Source organism: Rhizobium sp. LjRoot30 (genome assembly GCF_964253915.1).
In the GTDB taxonomy this organism is placed as follows: domain Bacteria; phylum Pseudomonadota; class Alphaproteobacteria; order Rhizobiales; family Rhizobiaceae; genus Metarhizobium.
In genome coordinates, this window is record NZ_CAXUSG020000002.1 from 1 (window position 1) to 21,089 (window position 21,089).

The following is a 21,089-nucleotide window of genomic DNA, read 5'->3' on the forward strand; positions in this document are numbered from 1 at the left end:
ACTGCCGGAGGAAACGTTGTCGGAGGCGGCAAGCGCATCGCCGACCACGCCGCGCAGACGCTCGATCATGATGTTGACGTGGCCGAGCAGTTCGCCGACTTCGTCGCGATTGGTGATTTCGGCCATCTTCGTCAGGTCGCCTTCGGACACTTCGCGAACGGAGGTCACGGCGCGCTGCAGGCCCTTGCTGAGCGTTACGGAAATCCACAGAGCTGCTGCAATTGCGATGATGAAAGCAACGCCGGTGACCGCCAGCATGATCGTGCGGGTGCTGACATATTGTGCTTCTGCGCCGGCATCGGCCGCCTCGAGGCGGCTCAGTTCAAGGGCAGCAACGTCGGAAAGGATCTTGTCGATGTCGTTGGTAACGGTACGTGCCGCACCAGTGGAAAGCTGCAGCGCCGCGCTGGCATTGCCCGAGCGGACGAAATCGCGGATCTGGTCGTCATGCTTGCGGAATTCGGCCGCATGGACGCGCAATTGTGCCCAGAGCGCCTTGCCCTGTTCGGTTGCCAGCGCCTCGACCTCGGTCAGGTGGCCGTCAAAATCCTTGCGGGCGGAATCGCCCTTGCCGACGGCGGAGGCAATTTCCTCGCCGGAGGTTGCCGTCAGCACGTTCTTCTGCTGGCGGATCATCTGCAACTGTTCGATGTTGAGCATCTGCGACAACTGCAGGCGCTTGGCCGGTCCGTCGAGCACGTCGGAGAGGCTCTGGTTGAGGTTGCCGAGACTCATGATCCCGTAGGCGGCCGTGCCCATCAGCAAAAGGATGACGGCAGCGAATGCCATTGCCAATTTGAGTTTGATCGTCACGCGCATGCTGTAACCTCTTGTTTTTGCGACGCCAGTCAGCTGTCGTGGGGGGTCGAGAAAATTGCCTGCAGGTTGGGAAGGATGATGAAGTCGCTACCGCGCTTCACCAGGCAAGAAATAAAGTCCGGTCGCCATTTCATGCCGACGCTCGGAGGCAGTTCGCTTGATGTCTTGGCCAGCGTCGTGACCTCGTTGACCTTGTCGGTGCGGATGCCGATCAGGTTCGCTTCGCCTTCGATATCGAATTCGATGACGATGATGCGGCTGTCGATCGTCGGCTTGGTGGCTTCCATGCCGAAGGCAAGCCGGATATCGGCCAGCGGGATCACCCGGCCGCGGAAATTCAGGACGCTGCCGACGAAAGCCTTGGCGCCGGGCACGGTCGTTTCCGGCAACAGGTCGAGGATTTCGCGGACCCTGACGGCCTCGAGGGCAAAGGTTTCTCCGGCGATGTCGAAGGTCAGGACTTCCAGTTCCTCGCCTTCGTTCCATACGTTTTCGGGTACTTTTCTGAGGGCCTGGCTCATCCTGCTATACGCATTTGCGCCTCCTGCTGCTGTCCGGCCGCCACGAGATGGACGACATCGAGAATGAGAGCGACGCTGCCATCGCCGAGGATGGTCGCACCCGAGAACGTCGCGACGTCATGGTGCAGTTTGGACATGGACTTGATGACCGTCTGGTGATCGCCGATGATCTGGTCGACGACGAGACCCACCCGTTCCGATCCCGTCGAGATGACCACGACCTTCTGATAGGGGTCGGGTTTCGTGCCGGTGTGGAAGAGATCGCGCAGGCGGATGAAGGGAACCAGGCTGTCGCGCAGCGAAATGAACGAGCGCCCGCGGGAGCGCAGGTCTTCCTCAAGCGACAGTTCCAGGCATTCCTCGACCGCCGAAAGCGGGATGACGTAGCGACCGCCGCCGACACGGACCAGCAGGCCCTCGATGATCGCGAGGGTCAGCGGAATACGCAGCGAGATTTCCGAACCTTCGCCGGGGAAGCTGGCGACCTCGATGGTGCCGCGCAGCGCATCGATGGTGCGCTTGACGACATCCATGCCGACGCCACGGCCGGACAGGTTGGTGACGGTCTGCGCCGTGGAGAAGCCCGGCTGGAAGATCAGCTGGAAGACTTCCTGGTCGCTCAGCACCGCATTCGGCTGGATCAGGCCGGAGGATTCCGCCTTGGCGCGGACCCGGTCGCGATCGATGCCGCGGCCGTCGTCCTTGATGGTGATGATGACTTCTCCGCTGGCCTGGCGGGCAGACAGCGTCACCTTGCCGGCTTCCTGCTTGCCGGCGGCGCGGCGCGTATCAGGCGTTTCCAGGCCGTGGTCGACCGAGTTGCGGACGAGGTGGACGAGCGGATCGGCCAGCCGTTCGATGACCGTCTTGTCGACTTCGGTGGTTTCGCCTTCGGTGATCAACTCGATCACCTTGCCGGTTTCGCGGGCCAGATCGTGGACAAGGCGGCGGAAGCGGCCGAACAGCGTGGCAACCGGCACCATGCGCAGCACCATCATCGTGTCGCGCAGCTCGCCGGACAGGCGTTCGATGTCTTCCGAGACGGCACGCAGCTGGATGTCGGCATTGCGGCCGGCCAGCTGGCGCAGGCGCGACTGGGCAATGACCAGCTCGCCGACGCGGTCCATCAGTTCGTCGAGGCGTTCGGCCGGAACACGTACGCTTTCGGCAGCGCGGTTCTGCTTCGGATCGGTTGCGGCGGCTGCGGTGTTTTCGCGAACGGCCGGGACGGCGGCTGCTTCCTGCGCGACGGGCTTGGGAGCTTCGACAACAGGAGCCGCCGCCGCGGTCGGGGCCGCCGCAGGTTTCTGCACGACAGGAGCGGGGGCAGAGGCCGCAGCCTTGCCGGCGTCGATTGCGGTGATCTCAATCTGCATTTCGTCCATGACGAAAATGAAGACGTCCTCGATCGCCGATTTCGGCTGTGCGGTGGTGACTTCGACGTGCCAGGAAATGTAGAGGTCGGACGGCGTCAGCGCATCGAGTGCCGGGATTTCCGAGAGGTCTGCCTTGATCGTGCAGGGGCCGAGATCGCGCAGTTCGTCAAGCAGGCCGAGCGGATTGGTGCCGTTGGCCATGGCGTTGCGCGGCAGGCCGAAGCGGATGCGCCAGAGCGTTTCCTTCGGGCCGGATGCCTTTGCCGGCGCTGCGCCACCCTTTTCGAGGGCTTCGACGGCGCGGTGCAGGTCGGCGAGCAGCTTGGTGCTGACGTCGTCGTGCTCGGCATTGGGGTTTTCCACCAGGGCGCGCATATGGTCCTTGGCTTCGAGCACGACGGAGATCAGCTCTTCCGTTGCCGTCACTTCACCCTTTCGGACCCGGTCGAACGCCGTTTCGCAGTGGTGGGTGAAGGCGGCCAGCGCGTCGAAACCGAACATCGCGCCCGAGCCCTTCAACGTGTGAAGGCCGCGGAACACGGCGTCGATCTGGTCCTTGTTGGTCAGGTCGTAGGTCAGGTCGAGAAGGCCGGTTTCGATCTGCTCCAGCAGTTCGGCGGCCTCTGTCTTGAATACCTGTATTGGATCGGGAAAACTCATCTGCCGAGGACCTTCTTGACGATCTTGACGAGATTTTCCGGGTCGAACGGCTTGGTAAGCCAGCCCGTCGCACCGGCAGCTTTGGCGCGCGCCTTGAGATCTGCGTCGGATTCGGTGGTGAGGAAGATGATCGGGATGCCGGTCTGGCTCGGGATCTTGCGCAGCGACTCGATCATCGTCAGGCCGTCCATGATCGGCATGTTGAGATCGGTCACGATGAGGTCGAACTGTTCGGCCTGTGCCTTGTCCATGCCTTCCTGGCCGTTAACGGCCTCGGAAACGGCATAACCCGCATTGGAGAGCGCAACGCGGGTTGTGAGACGGATGCTCGCGGAGTCATCGACGGTCAGAATACGGGCACTCATTTACAATCCCTCGCGGTGTAGCCAGAACTTTGCGTCTTCCGGCGTGATTTCATCCAAGAATCCGGCGCGCTTCAACGTCTCGAGAACGGCGCCATCGGCAGGTGATGCAAGCTTCACCGTCTTTCCTGCCGACTTCGCGTAAACTCGAGCCGACTCGACCATCTGAAGAAAGCTCAGATCGACATCGTTGCAATCGGAAAGGTCGATCTCGACTGCCTCTGCTTCAAGAAGCGAAGCAAGAACGGCAGAATGCGTTTCGACTATATTTCGAATATTCGCCCTGGCCGGGATATCTAGCTTGATATTCGCTTCTTTTGCTTGCGTCATTTAGATCCCCGAAGACAATGAGAGCGCTACAAATCGCCTATAATGGTTCCATCGCATCCTTAACAAAGGGTAAAAAGGGCGAGCGAGATCTGTGGTTCTCAAGGAAAAGTTGCTACAAATTATTACAGGTTATTTTTTGTCGAACGTATAAAAGGATGAAAATCGAGACTTTCCAAGAAAAGGCGAAATTCTACGTATTTTATTTAATCGCTGTTAAAGTTAATGGGCGAATGGTGGCCGAAATGACCATATTTAGGCGGTTTTTAGCCAAAAATGGCGCCCTGATTTACCAGATTTTTCCCGGTCACAGCTAGTTTCAAGTTATTCAAGCAATTATGCGAAGGTATAGCCGTGCCGATCAACGCTCTTTCAAAAAACAACAACGAATACTTCGAAAGATCCAGTCTCGATGCGATGCTTCTGGCGGCTCACAGCCAGGTCGAAAGTCGTTTTCTCGATGGCGGCGCGGTTCTACTTTCCATCATGGACGTGATCAACAAGCTGATCGGTTCGCTCGACCGGCTGACCAACACGCTGGACGAGAAGACGACGTCGGAAACGGTCGGCGGCATCATGAACACGGCGGCACAGCTGGGCGGCCTGCCGGCGCTGGAGGTGCGGCGGCAGAAGAATTTCGGCACGCTGGCGGAAGCGACCGGCAACATGCACAGCCATGTGGCGGACATGCAGGAAACCATGCGTTACCTGCGGACCTTCGCCATTACCGTCAAGATCACCGGCGCCGGCATCGCCGAGTTTTCCGGCTTCGCCGAGGAGATCCTGGAGCGCATCCATTCCGGTACGGCGGAAGTCAACAAGTTCGCCGCGCAGTTGAAGGTTCTCGATACGCAGCTGCAGCGGGCGCGCGGTTTTGCCGCGACCATCGTTGCGGAATATGGCGAGACGGTGCCGCGCATTGTCGCCGACCTGAACACGGATGCCGGCAAGATCGGCACTCACCACAAGCGGCTTGCCTCGTTGGCACAGGACGTCTCGAAGCTCGCCCGCGGCGTGCAGACGAAGATCGCCACCGTGCTTTCCGCCCTGCAGGTGGGCGACATCACCCGCCAGCGGATCGAGCACGTGCAGAGCAGCTTCCTGGCGTACGAACAACTGGTCGAAAACGATGCGGATCTGAGCTCCGACGCCAAGGAGCGGCTGAAGAACGTTCTCTATCACATGAATGCGGCGCAGCTGACCGAGATGGTCACGGATTTCCAGCGCGAAAGCCGCAACGTCGTCAAGAACATGTCGAGCTTCGTCGACGACACCCGGCAGATCCTCACGCTGCGCGATGCCATGACCCGCGAAAGCGAGGGCGGTGCCCAGAACAACTTCCTCAAAGCGCTGGAAAACAGTGTCGAGGCAGCGTGTTCTCTGGTGGGCCGCGTCAAGGATGCCTCCCGCGAGGCAGACGATGTCGCAGCCTCGACCACCGGTACGGCGCAGGATCTGCTTGCCGGCATCGCCGTCATCCGCGCCATCAAGACCGATATCCATTACATGGCTTTGAACACCAACCTGCGCTGCTCGCGCCTCGGTGAAGAAGGCAAGCCGATCAACGTCGTAACCGGCGAGCTGCGCGTGTTCGCCAGCAAGCTCGAAGGCTCGGCCGATACGGTCGTGGCGCAGCTGAACACGCTGGAAGGCGCTTCGCGTACACTCTCCGCCGATGACAAGGGTGGATCGGACACGATCGACCGGCCGCTCGCCCAGGCGCTTTCGGCCATCCGCGACGCCGGCAACACCATGGAGGAAAACCTCGCCGAACTCGCCCGGGAAGGGCAGGAGGTTTTCAACCAGGTGAGCCAGTCGATCCGCAAGCTCGATTTCGAAAGCGAACTCGGTGACGTGCTGACACAGTGCGCGGCCGAACTGGCTGCCATGGCTGGCTCCGATATCGCCGACATCTCCGATCTGGAAGACAAGGCCGCCGAACTCGGCCAGAAGATCTACCGCACCTACACCATGGTGCAGGAACGGAATATCCATCAGGCCTACCTGCCGGCAACGGCAGGCAGCGCGACGGTGGAAACGGTCGCCGCGCCGGTAGCTTCTTCGGGCGACGAAGACGAAGATCTCTTCGCCGACGCCCTGTTCTAAGCCCTTGGGGAATTTCCGGTGAACTCCCGGAAATTCGCTATCCTTTTGTTTCGCCGCATTTCCAGCCGAAGCGATGCCGCTCCGACTGGAAATGCTTTTAGTCGCAGATCGACGGAAGCGTCAGGCCGGTGCTCCGCGCCAGCGCTCCGCTTCTGACCAACCGTGTCGCGGCCGCCATGTCGGGGGCAAAATAGCGGTCGTCCTTCAGCGTCGGCACGTCGGCGCGGATGCAGCCGCGGGCCTTTTCCAGCGCATTGCTGGAGGCCAGGGGCGCGTGGAAATCGCAGCCCTGCGCAGCCGCGAGAACTTCGATGCCGATGACGTTGGCGGTATTTTCCGCCATGGCGGACAGGCGCCGCGCACCATGCGCCGCCATCGAGACGTGGTCCTCTTGGTTTGCGGAGGTCGGGATGGAATCGACGCTTGCCGGATAGGCGCGCTGCTTGTTTTCCGAAACAAGGGCTGCGGCCGTCACCTGCGCGATCATGAAGCCCGAGTTCAGGCCGGGAACCGGCGTGAGGAAGGCCGGCAGGCCGGAAAGCGCTGGATCGACCAGCATGGCGATGCGGCGCTCGGAAATGGAGCCGATCTCGCAGAGCGCCATGGCGATCATGTCGGCGGCGAAGGCGACGGGTTCGGCGTGGAAATTGCCGCCGGAAATGACTTCCCCGGTGTCGGTGAAGACCAGCGGATTGTCGGAGACGCCGTTGGCCTCGTCGGCAAGCGTCGCGGCAGCCTGGCGCAGCAGGTCGAGGCTGGCGCCCATCACCTGTGGCTGGCATCGCAGGCAGTAGGGGTCCTGGACCCGCGTATCGCCAATGAGATGCGACTGGCGGATGGGCGAGCCGGCGATCAGCCGGCGCAACGCGTCGGCAACCTCGATCTGGCCGCGATGGCGCCGCAGCGCCTGGATACGCGGATCGAACGGGCCGTCCGATCCCTTGGCGGCATCGACGCTGAGCGCGCCAGCGACGAGGGCCGCCTCGAACACCCGTTCCGCCTCGAAAAGCCCCGCTAGCGCCATCGCCGTCGAGACCTGCGTGCCGTTGAGGAGGGCGAGGCCTTCTTTGGGGCCGAGGACGAGCGGCGCCAGGCCCTTGGCCGCCAGCGCTTCCGCAGCATCGACCCTGGTGCCGGCAACAATGAATTCGCCGACGCCCATCATCGCCGCCGTCATGTGCGACAGCGGCGCCAGATCGCCGGAAGCACCGACGGAGCCCTGCGCCGGGATGACCGGCACCAGATCGTCCTGCAGGCAGCGCAGCAGATGCTCCAGCGTCTGCCAGCGGACGCCCGATGCGCCCTGCGCGAGGCTGGCGATCTTCAGCGCCATGATAAGCCGGACCACGGGCACCGGCAGCGGTTCGCCAACGCCCGCGGCGTGCGACAACACGATGTTGCGCTGCAGTCTCGCCAGGTCGTCGTCGGCGATGCGCACGCTCGCCAGTTTGCCGAAGCCGGTGTTGATGCCGTAGACCGGCTCGCACTTGGCGATGATCGCGTCGATGACCCTTGCCGCGGTCTCGACCTTCGCCTGGGCGGAAGGATCGAGCGTCACGGCAGCGCCGAAATAGATATCGCGCCATGCGGCAAGCGACACGCTGCCCGGGGTGATCTGGTATGCCCGCTCGTCTTTGGATGCCATTGCTCGCTCCTCTCCAGTGCGCTTGCCGGTCTCGCGCGAAACCGGCTGAAATCTATCTTGTATGAATATGTATATACAACTTGGCTTGCAGCGCAAGCGGAGCGAAAATGGCGGATGTGGCATTCACCGTTAACCGTTCGAAAACGGTATAGGGCTGTATAGACACCGACGCATTTTCCCTGTTGAATTTTGCTGCAACTTGTCCCGCCACGCCATCATCAATCAGTGTGGATGTTTCCGGAGTATCCCTGCCATGTCCGTTGCCCAGCTTTTCGATCTTCGCGGCCGCAAGGCTCTCGTTACCGGGGCAAGCCGTGGTATCGGCCAGGCGATTGCCATTGCGCTGGCGGAGGCCGGGGCCGATGTAGCGATCACTGCGCGTGATGGCGCAAGCCTGACGGAAACCAGCGCGGCGATTACGGCAAAGGGACGTCAGGCCGTGCCGCTTGCGCTTGACGTGCGCGACGTCGAACGATGCCGGGCAGGGGTGGCCGAGACGGCGTCGCTGCTGGGCGGGCTGGACGTGCTGGTCAACAATGCCGGCTATGAAGAGATCTGCCCGTCGCTGGATGTGGAAGAGGCCTTGTGGGACAAGATCGTCTCGACCAACCTCAAGGGGGCGTTTTTCTGCGCCCAGGCCGCGGCGCGGCACATGCAGGCGGGCGGCAAGGGCGGTTCCATCGTCAATCTCTGCTCGCTGACCTCTTATGTCGGGGTTCCGACGGCGGTGCCTTACGGCTCGTCGAAATCCGGCCTGATGGGCATGACGCATGCGCTTGCGGCGGAATGGGCCGCCCTCGGCATTCGCGTCAACGCCATCGCGCCCGGTTACTTCCGTACAGCGATGACGGACGTGTTTTACGAAAACGAGGATTGGCAGGCAGCGATGCTTTCGAAGATACCGATGCGCCGGTTTGGCGGCATGGGCGATGTCGGCGGCGCCGTCATCTTCCTGGCGAGCGATGCGTCGGCCTATGTCACCGGCCATTGCATACCTGTTGACGGCGGTTATCTCGCCTCGATCTGAGGGCGCGAAAATGCTTTTGCTGCGAAGCAAAAAAGATTGGCAGCTGCCTGTCTATGGCTGTATATACCAATGAAAGACACTGACCTGCCGGGGTCAGGATGTCGAAGGGGAACGAAGATGCCGGATGCTGCCACTGCCGCGACCGCCCGCGATGGGCGAGGCGAAGCGCCGATTGCCGTTTCGGTGCGCCATGTCAACATGGTGTACAACGGCCAGCACGCCGTGAAGGATGCGAGCTTCGATCTTCCCAAGGGCAAGTTCCTCACCATTCTCGGCCCCTCCGGTTCCGGCAAGACGACGCTTTTGCGGATGATTGCCGGTTTTGGCGCGCCCACCAGCGGCGATATCGTCATCAATGGCCGCGCCGTCGGCGCCGTGCCGCCGCATCGCCGCTCCATCGGCATGGTGTTCCAGAAGCTCGCTTTGTTTCCGCATATGACCGCGGCTGAGAACGTTGCCTTCCCCTTGAAGATGCGTCGTCGCGATGCGCGCACCATTCCCGACAAGGTGGAGCGCTATCTCGACCTCGTACGCCTCGGCGGGCTGGGCGACCGGCGCATTCATCAGCTCTCCGGCGGCCAGCAGCAGCGCGTGGCGATTGCCCGGGCGCTGGTGTTCGAGCCGGATCTTCTGCTGCTCGACGAACCGCTTGCCGCCCTCGACCGCAAGCTGCGCGAGGAAATGCAGCTGGAATTCCGCCGCATCCAGCGTGAACTGGGCGTCACCACGATCAACGTCACCCACGACCAGCGCGAGGCGCTCGTCGTCTCCGACGAGATCATCGTCATGGACAAGGGCGAGATCCAGCAGAAGGCGCGGCCGACCGAGACCTATCGTCAGCCCAACAATCCCTTCGTCGCCAATTTCATCGGCGTCACCAATTTCCTGCAGGGCAAGGCGCTCGCTTCCGAAGTGGAAGGCGAGGTGCGGTTCCTGCATGGCGACGTCGTGCTGCGCGGGCGTGCGGGTTCGGCCGGCTCATCGCTTGTCAGCGGCCGGGACGTCAGGGGCGCGCTGCGCGCCGAACAGATCCGGATCGCCGGCGAGGAAGCGGCATTGACGGGTCTCGATACCGTCGTTTCCGGAGAGGTCGAGGATGCGATCTTCGAGGGCGAGCGGGTGGTTTACGAGATCAGCGTTCCGGCGCTCGACGGCGCCATCCTGCGCGTCTTCGACCACGATGTCGTCGGCCACACGCAGTTCGAAGCCGGGCGTACGGTGTTTCTCGGCTGGACTATCAAGGATGTACTCGTTTTCGCCGGTTAGAGCAAATTCCAGCAAAAGTGCGTAAGCGGTTTTGCGTCCGGAATTGCGTCGAAGCAGGCAAGGCGGGAAGAAGAAGTGAAGCAAGAACCATAACCAGAGGAGCTTAGGATATGAACGGACCGAAATTCCCCTTGAACGACCTCACCCGCCGCCGCCTGCTGCAGGGCGCTGCCGCGCTCGGCGGTGCTGCCGGCCTGTCGACGCTCGGCGTGTCGCGCGCCTTCGCGCAGGAGCCGGAAAAGCCGGCGGAAATCATCGTGCGCGCCTGGGGCGGCAGCTGGGTCGACAGCCTGAAGGCCGGCGTCTCCGATCCCTTCACCAAGGCGACCGGCATCGCCATCCGCCACGACCTGACGGAAGACAACGAAATCCAGCCGAAAGTCTGGGCCGCCGTGGCGCAGAAGCGCGTTCCGCCGATCCACATCAACTGGGATACGACCACAAACGCCACCAAGTCGGCGCTGCGCGGCGTGACGGAAGACCTGTCCGACCTGCCGAACCTGAAGAACACCACCGACCTGTCCAAGCCGGTCGGCCTCGACGGTTATCCGATCGTCAACACCTACGGTTATGTCTACGTTCTCGCTTATCGTCCGGAAGCTTTCCCGAACGGTGCGCCGAAATCGTGGAAGGATCTGCTCGATCCGAAGTTCAAGGGCCGCATCGCGCTCTACAACGACGGTATCGGCTTCCACTTCCCGGCACAGGTCGCCGGCGGCGGCAAGCTGGAGGACATTCCGGGCAACATGCAGCCGGCCTGGGATTTCGTCGCCAAGATGAAGGAACAGGCGCCGCTGCTCGGCGAAGATCCTGACTTCACCACCTGGTTCCAGAAGGGCGAAATCGACGCCGCCTGCACCATCTCCACCAATGCCCGCGAAGCCCGCAAGGCCGGCCTCGACATCAAGTGGGTGGTGCCGGAAGAAGGCGCGAAATACGACACCGACGGCCTGTGGATCCCCAAGGGCCTGCCGGAGAACGAGCTCTACTGGGCCAAGAAGTACATCGACTTCGCCATCTCCAAGGAAGCGCAGCAGGTGTGGCTCGACGGCCTCGGCCTTCCGGGCGTCGTTCCGGGCCTGACGCCGCCGGCAGACCTCGTCGGCGACCCGTCCTACCCGACCACGGAAGAGGAGTTCAAGCACCTCATCCGCGTCTCGGCCAAGGTACAGGTGGAAAACGAGAGCGAGTGGTTCTCGAAGTTCAAGTCGATCATGCAAGGTTGATTTAACCGGTGCCGGCAAGCGGCTCTATCCGCCTGCCGGCACGCTCCCCGCTCGTTGCTGAATAGGAAATGAGAGGGTTGCCGCCTGCTCTTTCTCCCCAGCGGGGAGAGGGTCGCGGCAGCGGGATGAGGGGGCGCGCCCCAAGGGAAAGCCCTGCCGTATATCGGCCCCCTCATCCGACCCTTCGGGCCACCTTCTCCCCAAGGGGCGAAGGGGAGACCACATGACCGCAACAAAGGACCACGCATGAAAGCGGCCCGCACAGCCTATCCGATCCGATGGCGCATCATGGATGTGCTGGAAGCCGTGGCCGGCATCCTGTGGCCACGCTTCTTCCGGGCGGGTACGCCCTACCTGATGCTGGCGCCGGCGATCCTGCTCGTCGGGCTTCTGGTGCTTGGCCTCTGGCAGATGGGCGATGCCAGTTTCCGCACGCTCGACACCAATACCTTCCTGCTGTCTGAAGATTATTCGCTGGCCAACTACAAGAAGGCGGTGACCGAAAGCCTGTTCATCACTGTTGCCGGCCGCAGCCTGATCGGCTCGATCATCGTCACCGTGCTGACGCTGGTGATCTCCTTCCCCTATGCCTATGTCATGGTGCGCACGCCTTCGACCGCCTTGCGCAAATTCCTGTTGATCGCGCTGTTCCTGCCGTTCTTCATCGGCCAGGTGGTGCGCGCCTATGGCTGGCTGATCATTCTCGGCAACCAGGGCATGGTCAACGAAGCCTTCGGCCTGATCGGCATCGCGCCGATGCGGCTTCTCTACAACTATCCGGCCGTGCTGTTCGGCCTCATCCAGTACATGATGCCGTTTGCCGTGCTGATGCTGGCGCCGGCGCTGACGGCCATCCCCGAGGAGATCGAGGCAGCCGCCGGCTCGCTCGGCGCCGACTGGATACGCACCTTCCGCCATGTGGTGCTGCCGATGGCGCGCCCGGGTTTCGTCGGTGCCGGTCTGGTGGTGCTGACCCTGTCGCTCACCGATTTCGCCATTCCCGCCATGCTCGGCGGCGGCAGCCAGGATTTTATCGCCAACGCCATCTATGACCAGTTCTTCCGCACCTCCGACCAAGGCTTGGGTGCGACGCTGGCGCTGATGCTGGTGGCGGTCGGCTCGCTGCTGGTCGGCCTCGTCTTTACGTTGTTCGGGGCCGGAACGCTGGCCATGGGGAGGGTCAAGGCATGAGCGGCAATCGCGGCAAGACGATCGTTCTCTGGATTTTCGTGATCTTCGGGCTGGTGATGCTGTCGGCCCCGACGCTGGTGGTCCTCGGCGCCTCGTTTACATCAGGCAACATCATCACCTTCCCGCCGGACGGTTTTTCGCTGAAATGGTATGCCAAGATCGCCGGCGCCAGCGACCTGCGCGGCGCTTTCCTGCGCTCGCTGGTGGTCGCCTCGATCTGCACCGTCATCGCCGTGCCGGCCGGCACGCTCGCCGGCATTGCGCTTTCGAAATATGCAGTGCGCATGGAAAAGACCATCCAGGTCTACTTGCTCCTGCCCTTCACCATCCCGCTGATCGGCTCGGGCATCGGCCTGATGTTGGTGCTCGGCAATGCTGGCATGCTCGGCCAGCTCTGGCCGGTCGGGCTCGCCTGCTGCGTCATCAACCTGCCGTTCATGATCTGGGCGGTGACGGCAAGCGCCAGCGGCCTCGACCCGGACCTCGAACTCGCCGCCGCCAATCTCGGCGCGCCGCCGCTGCAGACCTTCCTGCATGTGACACTGCCGGCCGTGACGCCCGGCATCATCACCGGGGCGCTGCTGATGTTCATCCTGGCGCTCAACGAATTCCTCGTCAGCCTGCTTCTGGTCGATGCCCGCATCGTCACGCTGCCGGTGCAGATCTACAATTCCATCCGCTCGATCATCACGCCGGATCTCGCGGCGGTCTCGGTGGTCTTCATCGCCTGTGCGGCGGCCGCCATCTTCCTGCTCGACCGGCTGGTCGGGCTCGACATCTTCCTCAAATCGAAATGATCCCGCGCCGGGCATCTCTTCCCGGCCGGTAAAGGACCCATGCCATGTCAGACGTTTCCTTTCACGACTACGTTACCCTTTCCGCCGAAGGCAAGGCCGACCTGCTGAAGCGCTCGGAGACCGATCTCTCGGGCTTCCTCGACAGGGTGAAGCCGATCATCGAGGCGGTGAAGACGGAAGGCGATGCGGCGCTGGTGCGTTTCGCCCGCGATTTCGACAAGGCGAACGTAACGATCGACAGTCTCAAGGCGACCGAGAAGGAATTCGACGCCGCCTTCGACGCGGTGGAGAAGGATGTCGTCGAGGCGATCCAGTTCGGTATCGACAATATCCGCCATTTCCACGAGGAGCAGAAGCCGGAAGCGATGTGGATGAAGGAAATGCGGCCGGGCGCCTTTGCCGGCGACCGCTACACGCCGATCAAGTCGGTGGCGCTCTACATCCCGCGCGGCAAGGGTGCCTTTCCCTCGGTGACGATGATGACTGCCGTCCCGGCCGTCGTCGCCGGCGTGCCGGATCTCGCCATCGTCACCCCGCCGACGGCGGACGGTTCCGTCGATGCGGCAACGCTGGTGGCCGCCCGCCTTGCCGGCGTTGAAACAGTGTACAAATGCGGCGGCGCGCAGGCCGTCGCAGCGGTCGCCTACGGCACGGAAACGGTGAAGCCGGCGTTGAAGATCGTCGGTCCCGGTTCACCCTGGGTGGTGGCCGCCAAGCGGCTGCTCTCCTGCGTCATCGATCCCGGCCTTCCCGCCGGCCCGTCCGAAGCGGTGATCTTTGCCGATGAGACGGTGCATGGCGGCCTTGCCGCCCTGGACCTGCTGATCGAAGCCGAACACGGGCCGGATTCCTCCGCCTACCTGATCACCCATAGCCGCAGGGTGGCCGAGGAAGCCCTGAAGGCTCTGCCGGAGCATTGGGCGCGCATGACCGAGCAGCGTGTCGAGTTCTCCCGCGCGGTGCTGACCGGCAAATATGGCGGCATCATCCTCACCTCCAGCCTTCAGGAGAGCTACGACGTCGTCAACGCCTATGCGCCCGAACATCTGGAAATCCTCTCCACCGATCCCTTCGCGCATCTGAGCCACATCACCGAGGCGGCGGAAATCCTCATGGGGCCGCATACGCCTGTCTCCATCGGCAATTTCGGTCTCGGCCCGAATGCCGTGCTGCCCACCAGCCGCAACGCCCGCACCTGGGGGCCGCTGTCGGTGCACGACTTCGTCAAGCGCTCCTCGATCGGTTACGTCACCAAGTCCGCCTATCCGGATTTCGCCAAGCACGCCCGTACGCTCGCCCGCTACGAAGGGTTCTCGTCGCACGAATGGGCGGTCTCGGAAATCCGCGACGGCTACACCGGCTGAGGAAGGGACGGCAATGAAGGCGGTCCGGCTTTACGCAGCAGGTGATCTGAGGGTCGAGGATATCGAGGCACCCGGCGTTCCGGGTGAAGGTTTGGTGCGGCTTAAGGTGACAGCGGCGGGCATTTGCGGCTCGGACCTGCACAATTTCCGCACCGGCCAGTGGATTTCCCGCTCGCCTTCCGTTGCCGGACATGAATTCGCCGGTGTGATCGATGCGGTTGGCGAGGGCGTCACGGATCTTGCCATCGGCGACATCGTCGTTGCCGACAGCCGTTACTGGTGCGGCACCTGTCCGGCCTGCCGCGATGGCCGCCGCAATGTCTGCGCCACGCTCGGCTTTGTCGGCGAGGTCTGCGACGGCGGGTTTGCCGAGGCGGTGGAACTGCCGGCAAGGCTGGTGATGCGCTGCGACGCCGCCATCGACCCGACCGTGGCGGCGATGGGCGAGCCGCTGTCCGTCGCCCTGCACGCCATCCGCAGGTTGCGGCCGGAAAAAGGCCGCCCGGTGCTTGTGGCCGGTTGCGGGCCGATCGGTGGTCTGGTGGCCGTTCTGCTCTCCAAGCTGCATGACGGGCGCCTGCTGATCGCCGATCGCAACGGCGACCGCGCTGCCCGCGTTGCGACCGTGACGGGTGGTGAAGTGATCGGGCTGGATAAGTCGAGCCTCGAGGCTGCACTCGATGAAACGGCGCTGCTTTATGCTGTGGAGGCGACGGGCAATATCAAGGTGGTCGAGGCCCTGGCCGATCTGGTCACACCCGGCGGTTCGATTGCCCTGGTCGGCATCAGCCACGGCAAGATCGATTTCGATCCGAACCTGTTGGTCGAACGGGAAATCGCTTTGATCGGCTGCCACGCCTTTGGCGACGAACTGCCTGAGATCCTCGCGATGCTGCCGACGCTGACGCCGGCGCTCAAGCAGCTTATTGACGAGGTCATCGATCTCGATGCCGTTCCGGCAGCCTATGCCCGCCTGCTGGCGGGGCAGGCGTCGGGCCTCAAAACCATCATCCGCATGTGAGGTTCGGCATGGGTCCGGCTGGCGAAGAACAAAGCGCGATGGAAACACTCCCCGATACGGCCAGCCCGCTCTACGAGAAGGTCAAGGACTATGTCCTCGGCAATATCGGCAGCGGCCGGTGGCCGCGAAACCAGAAGCTGCCGTCGGAAAACGAACTGGTGACTGCGCTCGGCGTCTCGCGCATGACCGTGCACAGGGCACTGCGCGAACTGACGTCGCAGGGCCATCTGCTGCGGGTCCAGGGGGTCGGCACCTTCGTCGCGCCGCCAAAACCGCAATCGACGCTGATCGAAGTCAACAACATCGCCAACGAGATCCGCGCCCGCGGCAACAGCCATCGGGCAAAGGTGCTCGTGCTGGAGATTTTTGAGCCAGAATCGCAGCTCGTTGCCGCCTTCGAGTTTCCGGCCGTGCAGCCGGTGTTCCATTCCCTGCTGGTGCATTTCGAAAACGAGGTGCCGGTGCAGCTTGAGGAACGCTTCGTCAATCCCGGCCTAGTGCCGGGTTACCTCGACCAGGATTTCGAGACGACCACCACCTACGACTACCTGCAGCAATCGACGCCGATGACCGAGGTGGAGCACATCATCTCCGCCATCCATGCGGATGAGGAAACCGCGCGGCATCTGGCGATCGAAACAGGGGAGGCGTGCCTGCTGCTCCACCGCCGCACCTGGTCGGGCGCCAAGGTCGCCACCGTCAACCGCATCATCTATGTCGGCAGCCGCTATTCGCTCGGCAGCCGCTACACGCCGAACGCCGCGGGAAAGCATCCATGACCGAAAGCCGTACTGCCGAAATCCGCCGTCTCGCCCGCTTCGACGAGGAGCGCGGCCACGCCCTTCTTGCCGACCTCCTGCGCGATCTCTTCGGGCTGACGGTGGAAAACGTCCGCTTCAACCACGATCAGTACAGCCTCAATTCGCTGAACGGTTTCTTCGATGCGGATGGCAGGGCCTACTTCTTCAAGTTCCATCAGGAAGAGGGCGAAGAGGAGATGAGCGGCGAATATTACCGCGCCGATATCCTCGCCAAGGCCGGCCTGCCGGTCGATCAGCCGGTGCATATGTCGGTGCAGCCGGGGGAACAGATCCTCATCTATCGCCGCCGCACCGATCCGCGTTTCTCCGATGTCCTGCGTGCCCTCGACCTCGCGCCCGATCCCGCCGGTGAAGGGCTGGCCTTCGACGCCGAGCGCGGCCTTTCGGTCCGCCTGCTCGAGGTGATGCGCGAAACGCTGCATCCGGTAACGCCGGAGGCTGTGGCAGAAGAACCGATCCATCGGCTGTTCTACGAACGCCTGATCGATCCGCGCTCGCAGACCCTGCCGGGCGGTCGCTACGAATCTTTCTATATCGACCAGACGTTTCGTTTCCCGGGCGTGACGCTGGAATGGGACGATTTTTCCCGCCGCCAGCTGGTCGTCAACGGCCGTCGCTACAAACGCACGGTCGGAGAATTGTTCGAGGCGGCAGCCATCAGGCTGAACCCGAAACGGCTTGCCGATGCCGGTGGCGTCACCGCGCATGGCGATGCCCACAACGCCAATGTCTGGTATTCGCTGCAGGATGGAGAGCCCGCGCTTTCCTTCTTCGATCCGGCCTTCGCCGGGCGGGACGTGCCGAGCCTGCTTGCCGAAGTGAAGTCGACCTTCCACAATATCTTCGCCCATCCGCTGTGGCTCTACGATCCCGCCGAGGCGAGCAAGCGCTATTCCGCCCTGGCGCGGCTGGAGCCGGGCGCGCTGGTCATCGATACGAACTGGGACCTGACGTCCGTCAGGCAAGGTCTCCTGCAGGTGAAGGCTGAGGCCCTGTGGCGCCCCTTCCTCGCCGAATTGAAGGCGAAAGGCCTGTTGCCCGCCGATTGGCGCGAGGTCATCCGTCTGGCGCTTTTTCTGTGCCCGACATTGGTGATGAACCTGCGGGCCAAGGCGACGTCGCATACGGAAATCTCCTCCGCCATCGGCTTTTCGGTTGCCGTCATGGTCGGCAGCGAGCCGGAGGAGGGGGAGGATCACGTCTCCACCTTCCTCGATGCGATCGATCCCGATCGGGCCTGATGGGCGGTTTCCGGCGCTGGATGTGGTTCCAAAAGCCGCCTTTGCTTGACATTGTGGCAGGGTGAACTAAGGGTCGCGGCGATGAAGCGCCCCTTTCTCCGGCGTCACGATTAGGGATCCACGCCCGTGCGAATTCTTTCCGAAGCCCATTTCCCCGAATTGCCGAATTATTACCGCGGCAAGGTGCGTGAGAATTACGACCTGCCCGATGGCCGGCGGATCATCATTTCCACCGACCGGCTGAGCGCCTTCGACCGTATCCTCACCTCGATCCCCTACAAGGGCCAGGTGCTGACGCAGACGGCGCGCTTCTGGTTCGAGGCGACGAAGGATATCTGCCCGAACCATGTGCTCGATTATCCGGACCCGAACGTAGTGATCGGCGAGCGGCTGGATATCCTGCCGGTGGAAGTCGTCGTGCGTGGTTATCTCGCCGGTACCACCGGCACCTCGATCCTGACGCTGTACAAGAAGGGCGAGCGGACGATGTACGGCGTTACGCTGCCGGACGGCATGCGCGACAACCAGAAGCTTCCCGAGGCGATCATCACGCCGACCAGCAAGGCCTTCGACGGCGGCCACGACGAACCGCTGACGCCGGCCGAGATCGTCGGCAAGGGCCTGCTGACGCAGGAACAGTGGGATACGCTCTCCCGTTACGCGCTGGCGCTGTTCGCCCGCGGTCAGCAGATGGCGGCGGAACGGGGCCTTATTCTCGTCGATACCAAATACGAGTTCGGCACCGACAAGAACGGCGTGATCAAGCTTGCCGACGAAATCCATACGCCTGATAGCAGCCGTTACTGGATCGCCGATAGCTATGAGCAGGCTTTTGCCGCCGGTACACGTCCGGCAAGCTTCGACAAGGATTTCGTCCGGGCCTGGGTGGCGGAACGCTGCGATCCCTACAAGGACGATATCCCGGAAATCCCTCTGGACCTGATCGAAGAAACCTCGAAGGTTTACATCCGCGCTTACGAGGCGATTACCGGAGAGGTTTTCGCGCCTGACGACGGTGGTGCGACGCCGAAGGAGCGCGTGCGTCTGAACCTGCAGCCTTATTTTACCCAAGAGTGATGGTCGTCGGGGCGAATGTGGCGCTTTTTCCACATTCGCTTCCGTTTCGTATTTAAGCGATTGATTTGTAATATGAATAAAATCGCTCTCGCTGGATCGGAAATGAAATTTTCCGGAAAACTGCAAAGTAAACAAAGCGTTGCTTTGACAGGGCCGGGCGAGATGGGTATCACGAAAATGTGAGGGGCTGGCCCGAAGGGCGACAAGGAACGGGGACGGATGCGCAAACCGCGGCGGAAGGCTGAGGAGACCCGTGAGGACATCCTGCTGAAGGCGGAAGAATTGTTTCGCGCCGGCGGCTTCTCCAAGGTGTCGATTGCCGATATTGCCGCAGCGCTTGGCATGTCGCCTGCCAATGTCTTCAAGCACTTTCATAGCAAGACGGCGCTCGCCGTCGCCATCACGGAACGCCACATCAGCCATATGTCGGCTCGCCTTGCGAGCCTCGACGATACCGTGCAAATCTCGGAACGACTGCTGAAAGTCGCGCAGCGGCTGATGGAAAGCCATCTTGATGATCTGCGCTGCAGTCCCTACATCTTCGAAATGGTGCTGATGACGGCCGATACGGATTTTCCGAGCGGGCGCCTTTACAAGCAACTGCTCGAGGAAAAATTCGAGGCCATCATTCACGCCGGTGTCGAAGCCGGCATCTATCACTGTCCGGATCCCGCACGGACGGCCAAGGCCGTCAGCGCTGCGCTTGCGAGCGTCCTGCATCCGGTTTTCCTCGTTCGCTCCCGACCAGGGGAGCTTCCGGAGCGATGCGAAGTGGTGGTTGAACTCATCAATGCTGCGCTGCAAAACCCCCTTGCTAAGTGACGATTGCTGATATACGTCACTTCAGCCTGATCGACTCACGGGTCGCCCGGGCAGGTCTTCACGACGATTGAAGTGTTGCAAAGAGGGGGCGCTTGCCAAAAAAAGCGGCGACCTTGGCGCACGAAGGAGAATTAACCTTTGTTAAAACTCCGTCAACAACGCAAATTGTGGTTTGGCCGATTGCAGGTCCGTTTTGGAAATTGATGGATATTATTGATATGGTCCGACGCCTTGCCTTGATCGTTACAGCGCTTTCCATGGCCGGTTTTCTGGCTGCCTGCAGCGAGCAGCAAGGCGGGCAACAGGCTGGTGCCACTGCCGGCGCCGCGCAGGTGCCGGATGTTCCCGTCAGTGTCGTGACGATGAAGAAGCAGCCGCTTCCGTTCACGTCGATGCTTCCGGGGCGTGCGGTTGCATTGCAGACGGCAGAAATTCGCCCGCAGGTCAGCGGGCTGATCACCTCGGTGGCCTTCAAGGAAGGCAGCACCGTCAAGAAGGGTGATCTGCTGTATCAGATCGAGGACCGCACCTATGCCGCCGCACTTGCGCAGGCCCAGGCCAGTGTCGCCAAGGCGGAAGCCAGCGTGCCGACCGCCGAGATCAACGTCGCCCGCTATGAGCGACTGGTCAACAGCGGCGCAACGCAGATCGAATTCGAAAACGCCAAGCTGACGCTCCTGCAGGCGAAGGCGGACGTCGCCTCGGCGCAGGCGGCACTCCGCGCTGCCGAAATCAATCTCGATTACACCAAAATTCGCGCGCCGTTCGACGGCATCGCCAGCGCCACGCAGATCAATGTCGGCAACGTCGTGACCGCCAACCAGGCGGACGCGATGATGACGCTGCGCCAGATCGATCCGATCTACATCCAGCTGACCGAATCCAGCACCAACCTGCTGCGCCTGCAGAAGATGCTGGCCTCCGGCGTGCTGCAGGGCGTCGAAAAGGATGCGGTGATCCGGCTGCTTCTGGAAGACGGCTCGGAATATGACAAGCCGGGCACGCTCGACATGTCGGAAATGGCCGTCAGCGAAACGACGGGCACCTATACCATCCGCGCGCTCTTCCCCAATCCGGACCAGCGCATCCTGCCGGGTGTGTATGTCCGCGCCACGGTCGAAATCGGCCGCGAGGACGGCTACCTGATCCCGCAGCGGGCGGCGACGCGCGATGCGCGCGGAAAGCTCTCGGCCCTGTTCGTTTCGGCGGAAAATGTCGTGGAAAGCCGGACCTTCGAGGATGCCCGCAGTAGCAACAATGCCTGGCTGGTGACGGAAGGCGTCAAGGACGGCGACAAGCTGGTGGTTGACGGTTTCCAGAGCATCGGCCCCGGCCGCAAAGTCATCCCGACTGAAGTGACGATCGACAAGAACGGTCTCGTGGTTGAACCGGCGCCTGCCGCAGCGACGCAGTAAACCGA

The 21,089-nt window shown here is 62.3% G+C and carries 19 protein-coding genes; 13 read left to right on the plus strand and 6 right to left on the minus strand.

Annotation, left to right across the window (positions count from 1 at the left end; translation table 11 throughout):
- From ACSQ3I_RS04050 to ACSQ3I_RS04070, 5 genes are all read right to left on the minus strand, one after another.
- Window positions 1-819 (minus strand): MCP four helix bundle domain-containing protein (locus tag ACSQ3I_RS04050; protein WP_435996295.1); only part of this gene is annotated, 819 nt, incomplete at its 3' end.
- A gap of 29 nt (window positions 820-848) precedes the next feature.
- The gene (locus tag ACSQ3I_RS04055; protein ID WP_435996297.1) at window positions 849-1,340 is read right to left on the minus strand and encodes a chemotaxis protein CheW; all 492 of its coding nucleotides are present in this window, start codon (window positions 1,338-1,340) and stop codon (window positions 849-851) included.
- Window positions 1,337-3,376, minus strand: coding sequence for a chemotaxis protein CheA (locus ACSQ3I_RS04060; RefSeq protein ID WP_435996299.1), 2,040 nt, complete (start codon window positions 3,374-3,376; stop codon window positions 1,337-1,339). Before ACSQ3I_RS04060 ends, ACSQ3I_RS04055 begins: the two co-directional genes overlap by 4 nt.
- Complete coding sequence (locus ACSQ3I_RS04065; protein WP_109460952.1) at window positions 3,373-3,741, minus strand: response regulator; 369 nt, start codon at window positions 3,739-3,741, stop codon at window positions 3,373-3,375. The genes ACSQ3I_RS04060 and ACSQ3I_RS04065 overlap by 4 nt, the downstream gene beginning before the upstream one ends.
- Entirely contained in the window at window positions 3,742-4,068 is a 327-nt protein-coding gene (locus ACSQ3I_RS04070; protein WP_435996302.1) for an STAS domain-containing protein, read from the minus strand.
- Window positions 4,069-4,482: 414 nt separating this feature from the next.
- On the opposite strand from ACSQ3I_RS04070, the gene ACSQ3I_RS04075 reads away from it, so the two are divergent.
- The gene (locus tag ACSQ3I_RS04075) at window positions 4,483-6,171 is read left to right on the plus strand and encodes a chemotaxis protein (protein ID WP_435997531.1); all 1,689 of its coding nucleotides are present in this window, start codon (window positions 4,483-4,485) and stop codon (window positions 6,169-6,171) included.
- Between the two features lie 97 nt (window positions 6,172-6,268).
- On the opposite strand, the gene hutH is transcribed toward ACSQ3I_RS04075, so the two are convergent.
- Entirely contained in the window at window positions 6,269-7,816 is a 1,548-nt protein-coding gene (hutH, locus tag ACSQ3I_RS04080) for a histidine ammonia-lyase (protein WP_435996304.1), read from the minus strand.
- Window positions 7,817-8,069: 253 nt separating this feature from the next.
- Between hutH and ACSQ3I_RS04085 the strand changes: the two genes are divergently transcribed.
- From ACSQ3I_RS04085 to ACSQ3I_RS04140, 12 genes are all read left to right on the plus strand, one after another.
- Window positions 8,070-8,843: an SDR family NAD(P)-dependent oxidoreductase gene (locus ACSQ3I_RS04085; protein WP_435996306.1), complete on the plus strand. Its 774-nt coding sequence runs from the start codon at window positions 8,070-8,072 to the stop codon at window positions 8,841-8,843.
- Between the two features lie 117 nt (window positions 8,844-8,960).
- A complete protein-coding gene (locus tag ACSQ3I_RS04090) occupies window positions 8,961-10,109 on the plus strand; it encodes an ABC transporter ATP-binding protein (RefSeq protein ID WP_435996308.1) in 1,149 nt (382 codons plus the stop codon).
- A 110-nt stretch (window positions 10,110-10,219) separates the two neighbouring features.
- On the plus strand, window positions 10,220-11,335 hold the full coding sequence (locus tag ACSQ3I_RS04095) for an ABC transporter substrate-binding protein (RefSeq protein WP_435996310.1): 1,116 nt from the start codon (window positions 10,220-10,222) through the stop codon (window positions 11,333-11,335).
- Window positions 11,336-11,932: 597 nt separating this feature from the next.
- Complete coding sequence (locus ACSQ3I_RS04100) at window positions 11,933-12,526, plus strand: ABC transporter permease (protein ID WP_435997533.1); 594 nt, start codon at window positions 11,933-11,935, stop codon at window positions 12,524-12,526.
- Window positions 12,523-13,323, plus strand: coding sequence for an ABC transporter permease (locus ACSQ3I_RS04105; protein WP_435996312.1), 801 nt, complete (start codon window positions 12,523-12,525; stop codon window positions 13,321-13,323). Before ACSQ3I_RS04100 ends, ACSQ3I_RS04105 begins: the two co-directional genes overlap by 4 nt.
- A 44-nt stretch (window positions 13,324-13,367) precedes the next feature.
- Entirely contained in the window at window positions 13,368-14,687 is a 1,320-nt protein-coding gene (hisD, locus tag ACSQ3I_RS04110) for a histidinol dehydrogenase (RefSeq protein WP_435996314.1), read from the plus strand.
- Between the two features lie 13 nt (window positions 14,688-14,700).
- Entirely contained in the window at window positions 14,701-15,708 is a 1,008-nt protein-coding gene (locus tag ACSQ3I_RS04115) for a zinc-dependent alcohol dehydrogenase (RefSeq protein ID WP_435996315.1), read from the plus strand.
- 38 nt (window positions 15,709-15,746) lie between these two features.
- On the plus strand, window positions 15,747-16,487 hold the full coding sequence (gene hutC, locus ACSQ3I_RS04120) for a histidine utilization repressor (RefSeq protein ID WP_435996317.1): 741 nt from the start codon (window positions 15,747-15,749) through the stop codon (window positions 16,485-16,487).
- Complete coding sequence (locus ACSQ3I_RS04125) at window positions 16,484-17,770, plus strand: hypothetical protein (RefSeq protein WP_435996319.1); 1,287 nt, start codon at window positions 16,484-16,486, stop codon at window positions 17,768-17,770. Before hutC ends, ACSQ3I_RS04125 begins: the two co-directional genes overlap by 4 nt.
- Window positions 17,771-17,896: 126 nt before the next feature.
- On the plus strand, window positions 17,897-18,847 hold the full coding sequence (locus tag ACSQ3I_RS04130) for a phosphoribosylaminoimidazolesuccinocarboxamide synthase (protein ID WP_435996320.1): 951 nt from the start codon (window positions 17,897-17,899) through the stop codon (window positions 18,845-18,847).
- 219 nt (window positions 18,848-19,066) lie between these two features.
- Complete coding sequence (locus ACSQ3I_RS04135) at window positions 19,067-19,669, plus strand: TetR/AcrR family transcriptional regulator (protein WP_435996322.1); 603 nt, start codon at window positions 19,067-19,069, stop codon at window positions 19,667-19,669.
- A 218-nt stretch (window positions 19,670-19,887) separates the two neighbouring features.
- Window positions 19,888-21,084, plus strand: a complete 1,197-nt coding sequence (locus tag ACSQ3I_RS04140; RefSeq protein ID WP_435997535.1) for an efflux RND transporter periplasmic adaptor subunit — start codon at window positions 19,888-19,890, stop codon at window positions 21,082-21,084.
- Window positions 21,085-21,089 lie beyond the last annotated feature (5 nt).

Coding starts and splice junctions, on each gene's coding strand:
- ACSQ3I_RS04095 (WP_435996310.1), top strand. CDS start 10,220: ATGAACGGACCGAAATTCCCCTTGAACGACCTCACCCGCCGCCGCCTG.
- ACSQ3I_RS04055 (WP_435996297.1), bottom strand. CDS start 1,340: ATGAGCCAGGCCCTCAGAAAAGTACCCGAAAACGTATGGAACGAAGGC.
- ACSQ3I_RS04125 (WP_435996319.1), top strand. CDS start 16,484: ATGACCGAAAGCCGTACTGCCGAAATCCGCCGTCTCGCCCGCTTCGAC.
- hisD (WP_435996314.1), top strand. CDS start 13,368: ATGTCAGACGTTTCCTTTCACGACTACGTTACCCTTTCCGCCGAAGGC.
- ACSQ3I_RS04090 (WP_435996308.1), top strand. CDS start 8,961: ATGCCGGATGCTGCCACTGCCGCGACCGCCCGCGATGGGCGAGGCGAA.
- hutC (WP_435996317.1), top strand. CDS start 15,747: ATGGAAACACTCCCCGATACGGCCAGCCCGCTCTACGAGAAGGTCAAG.
- ACSQ3I_RS04100 (WP_435997533.1), top strand. CDS start 11,933: ATGGTGCGCACGCCTTCGACCGCCTTGCGCAAATTCCTGTTGATCGCG.
- ACSQ3I_RS04105 (WP_435996312.1), top strand. CDS start 12,523: ATGAGCGGCAATCGCGGCAAGACGATCGTTCTCTGGATTTTCGTGATC.
- ACSQ3I_RS04075 (WP_435997531.1), top strand. CDS start 4,483: ATGCTTCTGGCGGCTCACAGCCAGGTCGAAAGTCGTTTTCTCGATGGC.
- ACSQ3I_RS04070 (WP_435996302.1), bottom strand. CDS start 4,068: ATGACGCAAGCAAAAGAAGCGAATATCAAGCTAGATATCCCGGCCAGG.
- ACSQ3I_RS04140 (WP_435997535.1), top strand. CDS start 19,888: ATGGTCCGACGCCTTGCCTTGATCGTTACAGCGCTTTCCATGGCCGGT.
- ACSQ3I_RS04115 (WP_435996315.1), top strand. CDS start 14,701: ATGAAGGCGGTCCGGCTTTACGCAGCAGGTGATCTGAGGGTCGAGGAT.
- ACSQ3I_RS04065 (WP_109460952.1), bottom strand. CDS start 3,741: ATGAGTGCCCGTATTCTGACCGTCGATGACTCCGCGAGCATCCGTCTC.
- hutH (WP_435996304.1), bottom strand. CDS start 7,816: ATGGCATCCAAAGACGAGCGGGCATACCAGATCACCCCGGGCAGCGTG.
- ACSQ3I_RS04085 (WP_435996306.1), top strand. CDS start 8,070: ATGTCCGTTGCCCAGCTTTTCGATCTTCGCGGCCGCAAGGCTCTCGTT.
- ACSQ3I_RS04060 (WP_435996299.1), bottom strand. CDS start 3,376: ATGAGTTTTCCCGATCCAATACAGGTATTCAAGACAGAGGCCGCCGAA.
- ACSQ3I_RS04135 (WP_435996322.1), top strand. CDS start 19,067: ATGCGCAAACCGCGGCGGAAGGCTGAGGAGACCCGTGAGGACATCCTG.